Origin of the sequence: Staphylococcus sp. HMSC065D05, assembly GCF_001813195.1 — a bacterium.
GTDB classification, from domain to species: Bacteria; Bacillota; Bacilli; order Staphylococcales; family Staphylococcaceae; genus Staphylococcus; species Staphylococcus epidermidis.
On record NZ_KV811736.1, the window covers coordinates 44,537 to 61,643 of the forward strand.

Here is a 17,107-nt window from a genome sequence, read left to right on the forward strand (position 1 = left end):
TAAGACAATTAATAATAATTGTTTTACTTTCAGGGATTTTATGTTTACTGATCAGATTTTCTTACGCCACCGACAGCATAATGATCTTTTCTCATTTCTTCAATGACCACGTGAATCGCTTCTTTATTTGCACCTGTAGTTTTTTCTACAGCATGAGTGACTTCCGTAACCAAATCCTTAAGTTGTTCATCAGAACGGCCTTCTAATAATTTCACATTAATGATTGGCATAATCAACATTCTCCTTTGCTATATAACATTGGTTCTTTTAGTATAGCATGAAAATGAGAAGAATGAATAAGAACAAATGTTCTTATTAGCATTGAAATAGAACAAGTGTTCCTATATAATGATTTTGTAAGGGAGGATCAGTTATGTATGATTACAATTTATTAGAAGATAGGGATGTACTCTGCATAGACCAAAAAAGTTTTTTTGCAAGTGTATCATGTATGGAAAAAGGATTGGACCCATTAACAACTAAGCTAGCAGTTGTAGCAGATACGAAAAGGCAAGGTTCGGTCGTTCTAGCAGCAACTCCAAAGTTAAAAGAATTAGGTATTAAAACGGGATCAAGACTTTTTGAGATACCGCATCGTAATGACATTTATATTATTAATCCAAGTATGAGAAAGTATTTAAATGTATCTGTTGCAATTTCAAAGATTGCACTGCGGTACGTTCCACCTGAAGATTTACATCAGTATAGTATTGATGAATTTTTCATGGATGTAACGGATAGTTACCATAGATTTAATTCAACAGTTTTTGCTTTTTGTAAAAGATTTCAAAATGAAATATTAGAAGAAACAGGTATTCACTGTACCATTGGAATAGGCTCGAATATGCTATTGAGCAAGGTTGCAATGGATATTGAAGCTAAGCATACGGAAAACGGTATAGCTGAATGGCGTTATCAAGATGTACCTGAAAAATTATGGCCAATTCAACCACTTAGAGATTTTTGGGGGATTAATAAGCGTACAGAAAAGAAATTGAATAAAAGAGGAATATTTACAATAGGAGATTTAGCAAAGTATCCATATCATTATTTAAAAAGAGATTTTGGAGTTTTAGGTATAGATATGCATCTACATGCAAACGGTATTGATCAAAGTAAAGTAAGAGAAAAATATAAAGTAACAAATCCTTCAATATGTAAAAGTCAGATTTTAATGCGAGACTATCAATTTGAAGAATCCAAAGTTGTCATGCAAGAATTGATAGAAGATGTAGCAAGTCGTTTAAGAGCAGAAAAGAAGCTTGCGCGAACAATTCATTTTTCTTTTGGTTATGCAGAAGGTGGCGGCATACATAAGCAATACACCTTGGAGGAGCCTACAAATTTAGAAAGAGATATATTCAAAGTCATTAATTATTTTGCAAATCGTCTGTGTGACAAAAAAGCATTGTATAGAACGTTAAGTGTATCGTTAACTCAGTTTATTAAAGAAAGCGATCGACAACTTAACTTATTCATTGATGAATATGAACGTAAGAAAGATGAAAAACTTGCTAAAACCATTGATCACTTACATTTAAAATATGGAAAAGGAATTGTGTCAAAAGCGACTTCATACACCGAAGCTGGTACAAAGCATGGTCGATTAGGACTAATGGCTGGTCATAAAATGTAGATATACAAAGAGAGTTCCCCCTCGTCGTGCAACATATAGAAGCGAAAAGATAACGACTGGAAGGGGAATTTATTTAATAATAAGTATCAAAATTTGCGAGGGCTTTTATAGCATTCTCTCGATCTTCGGGATTTTTAAAACTGATTTGTAAAGCACCATAAATATCTTCACGTACTTCTAAAATCTTCAAGTTTATAATAGAAATATTATGTGAACTTATGATGTTTGTAATTTGACTTATCATACCCGGTTTATCAGGGATATCAACATAAAGATCATACGCAGTAGATATTGCACCGTGTTGTTTAACAGGAAGTTGATCACGATAATCTTTAGCTTTAACGAAGAAATCGTAAATACTATTACTATTTTGTTCTTGTATCAAATGTTCAATACCAGTAATTTGTTCTTTAATCTCGTTAAGTAAAGATAAAATATGATTTGGATTATTTAAAGTGATGTCCTTCCACATCTGAGCATTACTACTTGCTATACGAGTTATATCTCTAAAGCCACCGGCTGCTAATTTTTCGATTAAAGAATGGTCTTTGACATGATTAGCACTTAGATGAACTAAAATTGAAGCGATGATATGTGGAACATGACTCACTATACCGGTTACGAAATCATGTTCATTTGCATGGGTAACGATAAATTTTGCTAAAGTAGGTTTAAGTAATTGCTTTAAATATGTCGCGGATTCATTGTTTTCCATTTCATTAAATACAAGAATGTAATAAGCATTTTCAAATAAATGTTTTTTCGCGTTTAAAACACCAGATTTATGACTTCCTGCCATAGGATGACCACTAATTAAATGAATATCATGTTTTAATAATTCTTTTTCAAATGATTGTATAGTAAGTTTGGTACTACCTGTGTCTGTTACAATCAAATGAGTTTTTGTATTGTAATTTGTAAGTTCAGATAGATACTTAATTGTTTGCTCAACAGGAGTCGCAAAGATGATTATATCTGCTATCTCAACAGCAGCAGCATAATCATTAACTTTTTGATCAATAATACCTATAGAAAGGGCTTTATCAAGTTGTGTGTAGTCTGAATCGTATGCAAGAATATTGAAATTACTGTAATGATATTTTAAATTACTCGCCAAGCTACCGCCAATAAGGCCTAACCCTACAAATAAAATATTTCGCATAGAGCGCCTCCTTATTTCAGAATTTTCAGAATAACAATATTGTATATGAGTTATTTCAAGTATTCAATAACAAATATAACTTATGTATGATTTTAAGTTATTAAATAAAGAAGAATTTATAGTTTAATTTCAGTACGTTTTTATATAGGACATAAAGATAAACTCAACAAATTTTTCAATTTAATTTTAAAGTCAGTTGACAAATTAGAGAAAGATAGGTATTATACTAAATAATTAGAAAAATCAGATAATTTGATTGATAGAGTAATCATTATATTTTGTAGCAAGCAGAAAGCTAATGGTAGATGTAAATTAGCACATGATAATAGATGAAATGGGCTATCAAATTTTAACTTAATCATTAAAGTGAACATATTTGTTAACTAAGGTGGCACCACGGTAACGCGTCCTTATAGAATGATAGCGTTATTGTGGTTTTTTTGAAGCAAAATGAAGTATCTAAAGTTGAGGTAGCACCAGAAAGTTAGTGGTAGATGAGAACTAACACCGTCTTTAGTGAAATTGGGTTTTGTGGAACAACTTAAAATAAATTGAACAAGTGAGCTATGAATATATTATATTCTGCTAATAAAGGTGGTACCACGCGTCAGCGTCCTTATAACGAAGGAGGCTGATTTTTTTTGGAAAAGGAGGAAATCAATGGATATTGTATACAAAAAAGTGAATGCTCAAATTACGCCAGAGGCTTTAGCAAAATTAAAACAAAAAAAGATTATTTTTGAAAGTACCAATCAACAGCAACTTAAAGGTAGGTACTCGATAGTAATATTCGATCATTATGGCAAAATTACATTAGATAATTCTCAACTTTTAATTAAGCTAGACAACCATTGTGAAATAGTTAAGAATCAACCATATCAACGACTTAAGGAATTAGTAGATAAATATTATTTTGAAATAAAAGATAAATATTTAAAAGATTTGCCTTTTATTTCCGGCTTTATAGGGACTTGTAGCTTTGATTTAGTACGACATGAATTTAAAAAATTACAAGATATTAAATTAGAAGATCATCAAACTCATGATGTCCAATTTTATCTAGTGGAAGATGTATTTGTTTTTGATCATTATAAAGATGAATTATATATTATCGCAAGTAACTTATTTTCTGATAGAACAAAAGAAAGATTAAAGGAATCTATTGAACGAAAAATTGAAGACTTAAAAAAGATACACTTTTCGGTTGAGGATATAAAATATAAATCCATCCCTCGACATATAACCACCAATATATCAGAGCAAAAGTTTGTTCAGACTATAAGAAGACTAAAAAAGAAAATTACTGAAGGAGATATGTTTCAAGTAGTTCCTTCAAGAATTTATAGTTATAAACACCATTTTCAACATAATTTACATCAATTAACTTTTCAGTTATATCAAAATTTAAAGAGACAAAATCCTAGTCCATATATGTATTACATTAATAAAGATATGCCGATTGTAATAGGAAGTTCTCCTGAAAGTTTTGTAAAGGTGAAAAATGGAAAAGTTTATACGAATCCTATAGCTGGAACAATTAAAAGAGGTCAAAATAAAATAGAAGATGAAAACAATGAAAAGACATTAATGAAAGATGAAAAGGAATTGAGTGAACATCGTATGCTCGTAGATTTAGGAAGGAATGACATTCATCGAATAAGTAAAACAGGCACTTCACAAATTACAAAACTAATGACAATAGAACGTTATGAACATGTCATGCATATCGTTAGTGAAGTCACTGGAGAATTAAAACCAAATCTATCTCCTATGAGCGTCATCGCAAGTTTACTACCAACAGGTACTGTCTCAGGTGCACCTAAACTTAGAGCTATACAGAGAATATACGAATCTTATCCATATAAAAGAGGTATCTATAGCGGTGGTGTTGGGTATATCAACTGTAATCATCATTTAGATTTTGCATTGGCTATACGCACCATGATTATCGATGAGGAAACCGTCAGTGTCGAGGCAGGATGTGGAGTAGTATATGATTCTATTCCAGAGAAAGAACTTGAAGAAACAAAACTTAAAGCTAAAAGTTTATTGGAGGTAACTCCATGATATTAATAATAGATAACTATGATTCTTTTACCTATAATCTTGTAGATATTGTAGAAAAACAATGTGAAACGATTGTTAAATATCCCGACGATCCAAATATATGTAATCTGAAAGGTATTACAGCAGTCATTATCTCACCAGGACCTGGACATCCATTAGACAATCAATTATTAATTAAATTAATTGAAAATTTCGAAAATTTACCCATTTTAGGTGTTTGCTTAGGTGCACAAGCGCTCACTTGTTATTACGGTGGCGATGTCATACAAGGTAGTTGTGTCAAACATGGAAAAGTAGATACTTTAACTATTGTTAATCGGTCACCTCTATACAAAGGAATTAAGTCAAGTTTCAAAGTTATGCGTTATCATTCATTAATTAGTGATCCATGCTCATTTCCAGAAAGTTTATTAATCACTGGCCAAACATATGATTGTATACAATCTTTCCAACACAAAAATAGAAAGCATTATGGCATACAGTTTCATCCAGAGTCTTTCGCTACAGAAAATGGGAAACAAATCATTATTAATTTTATCAATATAGCAACGAGAGGAAGTTGAAAATGACCCTTCTTGAGAAAATTAAACAAAATAAATCCTTATCTAAAAAAGATATGCAATCATTTATTATTACACTATTTGATTCAAATATTGAAACCAATGTAAAGGTAGAATTATTGAAAGCTTATACAAACAAAGACATGGGTCAATATGAGCTAACGTATTTAGTTGAATACTTTATTCAGACAAACTATCCAGACCAACCATTTTATAATAAAGCTATGTGTGTATGTGGCACAGGTGGAGATCAATCAAATAGCTTTAATATTTCTACAACTGTAGCTTTTGTTGTAGCAAGTGCAGGAGTGCCAGTAATTAAACACGGAAACAAAAGTATTACTTCACATTCAGGAAGTACAGATGTACTACATGAAATGAATATAAAAACAAACAAAATGAACGAAGTAGAGCAACAATTAAATTCGAAAGGATTAGCATTCATAAGTGCAACGGATTCTTATCCAATGATGAAAAAGCTTCAATCAATTAGAAAATCGATTGCAACACCTACAATTTTTAACTTGATTGGACCATTAATTAATCCTTTCAAATTAACTTATCAAGTGATGGGAGTATATGAAGCTTCACAACTTGAAAATATAGCACAAACTTTAAAAGATTTAGGTAGAAAACGAGCAATTTTAATTCATGGTGCAAATGGTATGGATGAAGCCACGCTCTCTGGTGAAAATATCATTTATGAAGTTAACAGCGAAAGCGCATTAAAAAAATATAGTTTAAAAGGAGAAGAAGTCGGTTTAGTTTATGCAAAGAATGGCACGTTGATAGGTGGTTCACCTCAAAAAAATAAACAAATTGCATTGAATATTCTAAGTGGCAACGATCACTCAAGTAAACGAGATGTAGTTTTGTTAAATGCAGGAATTGCTTTATATGTTGCTGAGCAAGTGGAAAGTATCAAACATGGCGTAGAGCGAGCTAAATATCTCATTGATACAGGTATGGCAATGAAACAATATTTGAAAATGGGAGGTTAAGAAATGACTATTTTAAATGAAATTATAGAGTATAAAAAAACTTTGCTTGAGCGTAAATACTATGATAAACAACTTGAAATTTTACAAGATAACGGAAATGTTAAGAGGAGAAAGCTGATTGATTCACTTAACTATGATAAAAGATTATCAGTTATTGCTGAAATAAAATCGAAAAGCCCATCTGTACCTCAATTACCGCAACGTAATCTTGTTCAACAAGTTAAAGATTATCAAAAATATGGTGCTAATGCTATTTCAATATTAACTGATGAAAAATACTTTGGCGGTAGTTTTGAACGATTAAATCAGTTATCAAAGATAACATCGTTACCAGTTTTATGTAAAGATTTTATTGTTGACAAAATTCAAATAGATGTTGCAAAACGAGCTGGTGCATCCATTATTTTATTAATAGTAAATATTTTAAGTGATGATCAATTAAAAGAATTGTATTCATATGCGACAAACCATAATTTAGAAGTTCTAGTAGAAGTTCATACAATTAGTGAACTTGAACGTGCACACCAAATTAACCCTAAAATTATTGGTGTTAATAATCGTGATTTAAAGCGATTTGAAACCGATGTTCTACATACAAATAAATTACTAAAGTTTAAAAAGTCTAATTGCCGCTACATTTCAGAGAGTGGCTTTCATACAAAAGAAGATGTTGAGAAAATTGTAGATTCAAGTATTGACGGTTTACTTGTAGGGGAGGCATTAATGAAAACAAACGACTTAAGTCAGTTTTTGCCTAGTTTAAAGTTAAAGAAGAATCTCTATGATAGTTAAATTTTGTGGTTTTAAAACCGAAAGTGATATTAAGAAAATTAGAAAATTAGAAGTTGATGCAGTAGGGTTTATACATTATCCCCATAGTAAGAGACATGTCTCACTGAAACAATTAAAATATTTGGCTAAAATAGTGCCAGATCATATAGAGAAAGTAGTAGTTGTTGTAAATCCTCAAATGTCTACCATAAAGAGAATAATTAATCAAACTGATATTAACACAATCCAATTACATGGAAATGAGAGCATTCAATTAATAAGAAATATTAGGAAACTTAATTCAAAAATAAGAATCATAAAAGCAATTCCAGCAACAAGAAATTTAAATAATAACATACAAAAGTATAAAGAAGAGATAGACATGTTTATTATAGATACACCATCAATCACATACGGTGGTACAGGTCAAAGTTTTGACTGGAAATTATTAAAAAAAGTAAAAGATGTTGATTTTCTCATTGCGGGTGGTTTGGATTTTGAAAAGATAAAACGATTAGAAAAATATTCATTTGGACAACGTGGTTATGACATCTCAACGGGCATTGAATCACATAATGAAAAAGATTTTAATAAGATGACTCAAATATTAAAATTTTTGAAAGGAGACGTATAATTAATGAAAATTCAAACAGAAGTAGATGAATTAGGCTTTTTCGGTGAATATGGTGGGCAATATGTACCTGAAACATTGATGCCAGCTATTATTGAACTAAAAAAGGCATATGAAGACGCGAAATTAGATACTCACTTTAAGGAAGAATTTAATTATTATTTAAGTGAATATGTTGGTAGAGAAACGCCTTTAACATTTGCTGAATCATACACAAAATTGTTAGGAGGTGCCAAGATATATCTTAAAAGAGAAGACTTAAATCACACTGGTGCTCATAAAATTAATAACGCGATAGGACAGGCACTATTAGCTAAAAGGATTGGGAAAGCTAAATTAGTAGCCGAAACAGGTGCTGGTCAACATGGTGTAGCAAGTGCCACCATCGCTGCTTTATTCGATATGGACCTTATTGTTTTCATGGGAAGTGAAGATATCAAGCGTCAACAACTTAACGTATTTAGAATGGAATTGCTAGGGGCTAAAGTAGTGTCTGTGTCAGATGGGCAAGGAACATTATCAGATGCAGTAAATAAAGCTTTACAATATTGGGTGAATCATGTTGAAGATACACATTATTTGTTAGGCTCAGCGTTGGGACCTGATCCGTTTCCAACAATGGTCAGAGATTTTCAGAGTGTGATTGGTAATGAAATTAAAAGCCAAATTTTAAGTAAAGAAGGACGACTTCCAGATGCGTTAGTCGCGTGTGTGGGTGGAGGATCCAATTCAATAGGTACGTTCTATCCATTTATACAAGATGACGTTAAATTATATGGGGTAGAAGCTGCAGGAAAAGGAAGTCATACGCATAATCATGCCTTAGCCATAGGGAAAGGTAAACCAGGTGTATTACATGGTTCTAGAATGTACCTTATTCAAAATGATGATGGACAAATTGAATTAGCACACTCAATATCAGCGGGACTTGATTATCCAGGTATTGGACCTGAACATTCGTATTATAATGATATTGGTCGTGTATCATATGTAAGTGCTACAGATAATGAAGCTATGGAAGCACTTATAACATTCTCAAAAGTTGAAGGTATCATTCCAGCAATTGAAAGTGCACATGCATTGAGTTACGTTGAAAAGTTAGCGCCAAATATGGATGAAAATGAAATTATTGTTGTGACTATTTCAGGTCGTGGAGATAAAGATATGGAAACAATTAAACAATACAAAGAAAACGGTGGTGAACAAAATGAGTAAATTATTCATTCCGTATATTATGGGTGACTTAAATTTTATTCATCATTTAAAAACATTAACTGAGAATGGAGCAGACATTGTTGAAATTGGTGTGCCATTTTCTGATCCAGTTGCAGATGGACCTATAATTATGAAGGCAGGACGCAAGGCTATTGATGAGGGTTCAAACATTAATTTCATTTTTGATGAATTAATAAAAAATAAAAATACTATTTCATCTAAGTATGTACTGATGACTTATTATAATATTCTAAGTGCTTATGGAGAAAAATTATTTTTGGATAAGTGTGATGAAGCTGGTGTTTATGGTTTAATTATCCCAGATTTACCTTACGAACTTACAAAAAAGTTTAAAAAAGAATTTTATCATCATTCTGTTAAAATAATATCGTTAATTGCTATGACCGCAAGTGATGCTAGGATTATGCAAATTGCAAAGAATTCAGAAGGATTTATTTACACGGTAACAATGAATGCCACAACAGGTAATAGTGGGGAGTTCCATCCAGATTTAAAGAGAAAAATTGAATATATAAAAAAAGTTTCAAAAATTCCTGTGGTTGCTGGATTTGGTATCAAAAATCCTGAACATGTTAAAGATATAGCGTCCGTTGCAGATGGTATTGTAATTGGTAGTGAAATTGTAAAACGTATTGAAATAGATTCAAGAAAAGAATTTATCACTTATATCAAATCAATCAGAACTACGTTGAATTCTTTTTAAGAATATATAAAGTTAAATCAAAGTTAAGAAAACAGATGAAAAATATACATAGCAAAAACAATGATTACTCTATGAATTAACTATTATGCTAATAGTAACTTCAAAAAATTAAATGAGCCTAATTGAATAACCTACTACTAATGTGGGTAAATAATAATTACAATTAATTTGAAGAGGTGTATATATTCATGAGTAAAAAAGTTTTATTTGTTTTAACAAGTACAAGTCAATTTACAGATGGTACAGAAACTGGATTATGGTTAGAAGAAGCAGGAGCACCATATAATATATTGACTGAAGAAGGTATCAATGTTGATGTTATATCTATTAAAGGTGGAAAAGTAAATCTTGATCCAAATTCTGTTTCTAATGAATCACTTAATCAGTATGCTAAATTCGTGTCACACTTAAACGATACACCTAGTATCGAAAATGTAAATGCAGATGAGTATGACGCTATTTATCTACCAGGTGGACATGGTACTGTATACGATTTTGCCAATAATGAGAAATTAGCTGATATTTTACTTCAATTTAAAAATAGTAATAAAGTCATCTCTTCAGTATGTCATGGACCTAGTGCGTTTGTAGGTGTAAAAGATGCAAATAATGACTATCTAGTAGATGGTGTCAAAATAACTTCATTTACTGATAGTGAAGAAAAAGCAATGGGATTTGAAAATAAAGTGCCATTTTTAACTCAATCTAAATTAGAAGAGCAAGGTACAAATTTTGTAGTGAAAGATGACTTTACATCTCACGTAGAAAAAGATGGGCAATTTATCACTGGACAAAATCCCCAATCAAGTGAAGAAATTGGTAAAGCACTTGCAAATGAATTAAAATAATAGTAAATAATTAGTGATATGGGCGACATTACTGTTTAGCCCATATTATTTTATACATAAACAGAATAAACGAGATTTAACTTTTAATTTTACATATAAGTTTTGCAGGATAATATTTTAGTTTTCACTACAACTATTGTATACTTGTTTAGATTAGAAATATAAATAGTATTAAATGAACCGAATGTTAAATATAAAAGGTGAAGTAAAACGACCTATTTTTCTAAAAATAAAAAGAAATAGATATAAAGATATAAATGGGAGTTATGAAGATGAAGTTTACGAATTTGACAGCTAAAGAATTTAGTGACTTTACTGATCGTATGACATATAGCCATTTTACACAAATGGAAGGTAATTACGAATTAAAGGTTGCTGAAGGTACCGAGTCACATTTAGTTGGAATTAAAAATAATGATAACGAAGTGATTGCAGCTTGTTTATTAACAGCTGTTCCTGTAATGAAAATATTTAAATATTTCTATTCCAATCGCGGTCCAGTAATAGATTATAATAATAAAGAGCTTGTACATTTTTTCTTTAATGAATTGAGTAAATATGTAAAAAAATATAATTGTTTATATTTAAGAGTTGACCCATACCTTCCATATCAATATTTAAATCATGAGGGAGAAATAACTGGAAATGCAGGTCATGATTGGATTTTTGATGAATTAGAGAGTTTAGGATATAAACACGAAGGATTCCATAAAGGATTTGATCCTGTATTACAAATCCGATATCATTCTGTTCTAAATTTAGCAAACAAAAGTGCTAATGATGTTTTAAAAAACATGGATGGTTTAAGAAAGCGTAATACTAAAAAAGTTAAGAAAAATGGAGTTAAAGTCCGCTTTTTATCTGAAGAAGAATTACCTATATTTAGGTCATTTATGGAGGATACCTCTGAAACTAAAGATTTTGCAGATAGAGATGATAGTTTTTATTACAACAGATTCAAACACTATAAAGACCGTGTTTTAGTACCACTAGCCTATATTAACTTTGATGAGTACATAGAGGAACTAAATAATGAAAGAAATGTGCTTAATAAAGATTATAATAAAGCTTTAAAAGACATTGAGAAGCGTCCAGAGAATAAAAAAGCACATAACAAAAAAGAAAATTTAGAACAACAACTTGATGCAAACCAGCAAAAAATTAATGAAGCCGAAAACTTAAAACAAGAACATGGCAATGAATTACCCATCTCTGCTGGCTTCTTTATAATCAATCCGTTTGAAGTAGTTTACTACGCTGGTGGAACTTCAAATCGTTACCGCCATTTTGCAGGGAGCTATGCGGTTCAATGGAAGATGATTAACTATGCAATTGAACATGGTATTGATCGGTATAATTTCTATGGTATTAGTGGTGACTTTAGTGAAGATGCCGAAGATGCTGGCGTAGTTAAGTTTAAAAAGGGCTATGATGCCGATGTTATAGAATACGTTGGTGACTTTATTAAACCTATTAATAAACCAATGTATAACATTTATAGAACACTTAAAAAACTAAAGAAATAGATTTTAAGAAGGGAATTATCTAATTATGAAATTTACAGAGTTAACAGTTAAAGAATTTGAAAACTTTGTACAAAATCCATCATTAGAAAGTCATTATTTCCAAGTGAAGGAAAATATTGCTACACGTGAATCAGATGGGTTTCAAGTAGTGTTATTAGGTGTAAAAGACGACGACAATAGAGTGATAGCAGCTAGCCTGTTTTCTAAAATCCCTACAATGGGCAGTTATGTGTATTATTCCAATAGAGGCCCTGTAATGGACTATTCAGATTTAGGTTTAGTGGATTTTTATTTAAAAGAGCTTGATAAATATTTACATCAACATCAATGCTTATATGTAAAATTAGATCCTTACTGGTTGTATCAAGTTTATGATAAGGATATTAATCCTTTAACAGAAAAAAATGATGCTTTAGTAAATCTATTTAAATCACATGGTTATGATCATCATGGATTTACAACCCAATATGATTCTTCCAGCCAAGTTAGATGGATGGGGGTATTAGATTTAGAGGGCAAAACCCCTACATCTCTAAGGAAAGAGTTTGATAGTCAAAGAAAACGAAATATTAATAAAGCGATAAACTACGGTGTGAAAGTTAGATTTCTTAGTAAGGATGAATTTGATTTATTCTTAGACTTATACCGAGAGACTGAAGCTAGAACTGGATTTGCTTCTAAAACTGACGATTATTTCTATAACTTTATAGAGCATTATGGCGATAAAGTATTAGTTCCTTTAGCTTACATAGATTTAAGTGAATATATACAACATTTGCAAGAATCACTAAATGATAAAGAAAATCGACGTGATGATATGATGGCGAAAGAAAATAAAACAGATAAACAGTTAAAGAAAATCGCTGAGTTAGATAAACAAATTGATCACGATAAAAAAGAATTACTTCAAGCTAGTGAATTACGTCAAACAGATGGCGAAATTTTAAATTTAGCGTCAGGAGTATACTTTGCTAATGCATATGAAGTGAACTATTTCTCTGGAGGGTCTTCAGAAAAATATAATCAATATATGGGACCATATGCAATGCATTGGCACATGATTAATTATTGTTTTGATAACGGCTATGATAGATACAATTTCTATGGCTTATCAGGTGATTTTACTGAAAACAGTGAAGACTATGGTGTTTATCGCTTTAAGAGAGGTTTTAATGTTAAGATTGAGGAATTAATCGGTGATTTCTATAAACCAATCAATAAAGTGAAATATTGGTTATTCAATACATTAGACCGCATACGTAATAAACTGAAAAAGTAAAAATAAATGATACAAGAAGATGACGAGCAGATTGAGATATCCAATCTGCTCGTTTAGCTTTAGAGAAGGGTTATGTACTCTAAAGCACTCGGCGTAGGATGTTTAAGTCTAGGATGTAAATTCGTGTTGTTCCCTACATATTTAATCATAGCATATTATTCGAACTATACAATAATACTCACCAATATATTTTTTATATTCAAATTATAAGTTTGTAATACTAAATTATTTTAAATGTAGTTCTATTAGTAGAATGAGAAGAATATAAAAATGTTATGTAAACTAAAGGTATAATTATACTACTATTTAATAATAATATTTATAATTCCCTTATATTATAATTTGTAGTTGTGAATTTGGGTGTTGTAACAAAAGATTTTTGGTGATTTATCTAAATATAAAAATGAATATTCATGATTATAGCAATTATATTGCTAAGTAGTTGTAACGTATATAATTTATTATCATACTACTTAATTGCATTCAAACGTGATAAATTAACAACGTAATGCTATTGTGTATTACGTTGTTAATTATTAATGATGTTATTTAAAGAAACATTTCTTGTAAATGCAAAGAAATAAATATTTAAGTCTTTAATGAATAAATAACTCTTGATCAATACAATAACTTTTAACACATGTAAAAACTGCCAAATAAAAAAATATATAGTATATATAACAACATAAATGAAGCATATGTTCATCTATATGGCTAAGAATCTTAATTTTTTATTTTAGTTTACATAATATATATTATAGGAAGTTGTGTGTACCACCATAAAAGCCCCTCACTCAATTTATTGGTATATCTAAATGGCATCTATATTTATTATCTATAAAGTTTCCACTTATTTGCTTTTTAGTTGAGATTATTATAGCAATCTATACATGTTAATCTATAGAGACTAACAAGTTGGAATGCCAAGTTTCAAGTTTATACAATTTAAATCAAAATATTTAAATTTGAGTTCATACTCATATGCTATAATTAAATCATTCTAATTTTTGGAGTGACTAATAATGAATTTTATTTTTGATATTGATGGTACGATTTGTTTTGATGGATGTTCTATTGATCCATCTATTAAGCAAAGACTTTTCAAGCTACGTCAAGCTAATCACAATGTAATGTTTGCATCAGCACGTCCCATTAGAGACTTGCTTCCAGTCATTCCTGAATTTGCGGATGATACCTTGATTGGTGGTAATGGCTCAATTATATCTAAAAATGGACAAATCGAAATTGTTTCGGTAATCAATGAGCATGATATTAGTCTAATTAAAAAGCTTATAAAGAAATATCAATTATCATACATCATTGATGATAAATTTAATTATGCTTCAAATTTGGATACTAATAATGAACTGTATCAACGTATTGATCCTGATGGTAAAGCACAATCTCTAGATATGGATGAGATTCGAAATCCTATAAAAGCAATTCTATTAAATATAGATAACAAAAATTTTGACATGATTGCTCATCAATTAGTAAGTCAGTCTCACGGTATTGAATTAATTCGTTATTACAGTGAGTCCTATATTGATGTAACGGCACGTGGCGTTGATAAGTATACTACTATTCAATATGTTTTAGGAACTAATAGTGATTATATCGCTTTTGGTAATGATCACAATGATGTTCATATGCTTGAACATGCGAGCCAAGGTTATTTTGTGACTAATCAATTTATAGAACACACATTATTTTTTAAAAATCAAAATATTACAGTTATTGATGATACAATACATGCAATATGTGAAGTTTTAGATAAATATTTATAACTAACAATCTTCTTATTGAAAATGATTATCAATATCGATTATAATCATTGATAGGAGGATTACTATGAAAAAATTATTAACATTAATATCTATTATTCTTTATGCAATAGTATTAACAGCATGCGGAAATGATAAATCAGGTAATAGTTATGATTCAAAAAAAACAGTGACTATTAAAAATACATATGAATTTAAGGACAAGAATAATACACATCATCGTGGTGAAACGAAAACTGACACTGTTAAGGTGCCTTATAATCCCCATCGTGTAGCGGTTCTTGATTATGGTGCACTAGATGTAATGAAACAATTAGGATTACAAAATAAGATTGTTTCAATTGCAAAAGGTCAAGGAAATGCATTCTTACCTTCCTCTTTAGCTGAGTTTAAAGATGATAAATATTCTAATTTAGGTAACCCAGGTCGACCAAATTTTGATCAATTAGCTAAATCTAAACCAGAGCTCATTCTAGCATCTTTTAGACAAGCCCATACTAAGACAATTGACGAAATGAAAAAAGCAGCACCTAATGCTAAAATTCTATTCGTAAGTCCAGACAATGATCATTATTTAAGTTCAATAAAATCTCATACATCAACAATTGGTAAAATATTCAATAAAGAGAATGAAGCCAATGATTTAAATAAAAAATTAGAACAACAAGTAACTGAAACTAAGAAAAGTATTAATCATGACTCAGTATTATTCCTAGTTGTTGATGATAAAGGGATAAAAGCATTTAGTTCAAATGGTCGCTTTGGAGGATTTTTAAACAAAGATTTGGGCATTAAACATGTTGATAAAAACATGAAAGATAATTCAGCTGGAAATAATATTAATTATGAATATCTTAACAAAGTTAACCCTGATAAAATATTTGTAATAGATCGAACGAAGAATGGCACTGATAATAAGGAACCAAGCATCTTACAAAATAAAGTTATTGAAAATGTAAAAGCTATAAAAAATCATCAAGTTTATCAATTTGAATCCAATGCATGGTACTTTGGTGAAGGTGGCAATCAATTAACGATTGAACAACTCAAGAGAATTAAAGATGCATTCCAAAAGTAAAATGATTATATAGCGGTAAAATTTACTCAAATGATTAACTAATAACCCCCAAAAGTTAGATTTTAATTCCAACTTTTGGGGGTTATTATGTGAATAAAAATATCTTAATCATTTAAATGACTATATTCATTATTCATACGTTTGAATTAATAGTTTTGTATATGGATGTCTTTGATGGTTAAATAAATCTTTACTTTTAAATTCATCTACTATTTGACCGTCTTTGATAACTATTATCCTATTCGTTAACCTTTGTAAAACAGATAAATCATGCGAGATGACAATTAATGTTTTATTTTCAATGTTTTTTTCATTAAGTAAAATATTGATTACATTTTGTTCGGCCATGACGTCTAAGTTCGAAGTTATTTCATCACAAACTAATATATCTGGTTGTGCTAAGAGAGAACGAATAATATTTAATCTTTGTAGTTGCCCACCACTTACCTCTTGAGGAAACTTTGTTATTAGATCTGTAGACAAATTAAATTCAATTAAATAGTTAAGAATGATATTTTTGATATTTTGTGGTTTTAATTGTCGATAAAATAAAAGTGGCTCTCTCAATGACTGTTCAATCGTGAATTGACGATCAAAACTTTCTGTCGCATGCTGAAAAATAGGAAGAACCTTAGAAGAATTGATAATTATTTTACCTTTTGTTGGCTTTAATTGACCTAATATTAAAGAACCAATGGTACTTTTTCCAGCACCGCTTTCTCCTAAAATCCCTATTTTTTCTCCACGTTGAATACTTATATTAATATCTTTTAAAACAGGCTGTTTTCTATGATATGAATAATCTACATGATCAAATTGAATCAT

At 30.2% G+C, this 17,107-nt stretch carries 16 protein-coding genes; 13 read left to right on the top strand and 3 right to left on the bottom strand.

The genetic code is table 11. The annotated features are described in order from the left end of the window. Positions 1 to 44 precede the first annotated feature (44 nt). Positions 45 to 230, bottom strand: a complete 186-nt coding sequence (locus tag HMPREF2897_RS03370; RefSeq protein WP_001831035.1) for a 2-hydroxymuconate tautomerase — start codon at positions 228 to 230, stop codon at positions 45 to 47. A gap of 143 nt (positions 231 to 373) precedes the next feature. Here HMPREF2897_RS03370 and HMPREF2897_RS03375 point away from each other — a divergent pair, with 143 nt between their 5' ends. Then, on the top strand, positions 374 to 1,636 hold the full coding sequence (locus HMPREF2897_RS03375) for a Y-family DNA polymerase (protein ID WP_046044552.1): 1,263 nt from the start codon (positions 374 to 376) through the stop codon (positions 1,634 to 1,636). A gap of 73 nt (positions 1,637 to 1,709) precedes the next feature. Here the strand turns inward: HMPREF2897_RS03375 and HMPREF2897_RS03380 are convergent, their stop codons facing one another. Then, on the bottom strand, positions 1,710 to 2,798 hold the full coding sequence (locus tag HMPREF2897_RS03380) for a prephenate dehydrogenase (protein ID WP_002457488.1): 1,089 nt from the start codon (positions 2,796 to 2,798) through the stop codon (positions 1,710 to 1,712). Positions 2,799 to 3,458: 660 nt separating this feature from the next. Between HMPREF2897_RS03380 and HMPREF2897_RS03385 the strand changes: the two genes are divergently transcribed. From HMPREF2897_RS03385 to HMPREF2897_RS03440, 12 genes are all read left to right on the top strand, one after another. Next, positions 3,459 to 4,865 carry an anthranilate synthase component I gene (locus HMPREF2897_RS03385; RefSeq protein WP_070592672.1) on the top strand — a complete coding sequence of 469 codons (1,407 nt, stop codon included), beginning with the start codon at positions 3,459 to 3,461 and terminating at the stop codon, positions 4,863 to 4,865. Next, complete coding sequence (locus tag HMPREF2897_RS03390; protein ID WP_002446381.1) at positions 4,862 to 5,428, top strand: anthranilate synthase component II; 567 nt, start codon at positions 4,862 to 4,864, stop codon at positions 5,426 to 5,428. Before HMPREF2897_RS03385 ends, HMPREF2897_RS03390 begins: the two co-directional genes overlap by 4 nt. A gap of 2 nt (positions 5,429 to 5,430) precedes the next feature. Then, complete coding sequence (trpD, locus tag HMPREF2897_RS03395; protein WP_070592674.1) at positions 5,431 to 6,426, top strand: anthranilate phosphoribosyltransferase; 996 nt, start codon at positions 5,431 to 5,433, stop codon at positions 6,424 to 6,426. A 3-nt stretch (positions 6,427 to 6,429) separates the two neighbouring features. Beyond that, entirely contained in the window at positions 6,430 to 7,218 is a 789-nt protein-coding gene (trpC, locus tag HMPREF2897_RS03400; protein ID WP_070592675.1) for an indole-3-glycerol phosphate synthase TrpC, read from the top strand. Next, positions 7,208 to 7,831, top strand: coding sequence for a phosphoribosylanthranilate isomerase (locus HMPREF2897_RS03405; RefSeq protein WP_002490508.1), 624 nt, complete (start codon positions 7,208 to 7,210; stop codon positions 7,829 to 7,831). Before trpC ends, HMPREF2897_RS03405 begins: the two co-directional genes overlap by 11 nt. Positions 7,832 to 7,834: 3 nt before the next feature. After that, complete coding sequence (gene trpB, locus HMPREF2897_RS03410; protein ID WP_070592677.1) at positions 7,835 to 9,043, top strand: tryptophan synthase subunit beta; 1,209 nt, start codon at positions 7,835 to 7,837, stop codon at positions 9,041 to 9,043. Next, entirely contained in the window at positions 9,036 to 9,767 is a 732-nt protein-coding gene (trpA, locus tag HMPREF2897_RS03415) for a tryptophan synthase subunit alpha (RefSeq protein WP_002500946.1), read from the top strand. Before trpB ends, trpA begins: the two co-directional genes overlap by 8 nt. 188 nt (positions 9,768 to 9,955) lie before the next feature. Continuing rightward, entirely contained in the window at positions 9,956 to 10,615 is a 660-nt protein-coding gene (locus tag HMPREF2897_RS03420) for a type 1 glutamine amidotransferase domain-containing protein (protein ID WP_070592678.1), read from the top strand. A gap of 272 nt (positions 10,616 to 10,887) precedes the next feature. Then, entirely contained in the window at positions 10,888 to 12,141 is a 1,254-nt protein-coding gene (locus tag HMPREF2897_RS03425; protein ID WP_002490500.1) for an aminoacyltransferase, read from the top strand. A 25-nt stretch (positions 12,142 to 12,166) separates the two neighbouring features. Then, entirely contained in the window at positions 12,167 to 13,420 is a 1,254-nt protein-coding gene (locus HMPREF2897_RS03430; protein ID WP_002446389.1) for an aminoacyltransferase, read from the top strand. Positions 13,421 to 14,442: 1,022 nt separating this feature from the next. Beyond that, positions 14,443 to 15,207 carry an HAD-IIB family hydrolase gene (locus HMPREF2897_RS03435; protein WP_002499961.1) on the top strand — a complete coding sequence of 255 codons (765 nt, stop codon included), beginning with the start codon at positions 14,443 to 14,445 and terminating at the stop codon, positions 15,205 to 15,207. A 64-nt stretch (positions 15,208 to 15,271) separates the two neighbouring features. Further along, positions 15,272 to 16,282, top strand: a complete 1,011-nt coding sequence (locus HMPREF2897_RS03440; RefSeq protein ID WP_002486103.1) for a siderophore ABC transporter substrate-binding protein — start codon at positions 15,272 to 15,274, stop codon at positions 16,280 to 16,282. Positions 16,283 to 16,411: 129 nt separating this feature from the next. On the opposite strand, the gene HMPREF2897_RS03445 is transcribed toward HMPREF2897_RS03440, so the two are convergent. Next, positions 16,412 to 17,107, bottom strand: a complete 696-nt coding sequence (locus HMPREF2897_RS03445; RefSeq protein ID WP_002446392.1) for an ABC transporter ATP-binding protein — start codon at positions 17,105 to 17,107, stop codon at positions 16,412 to 16,414.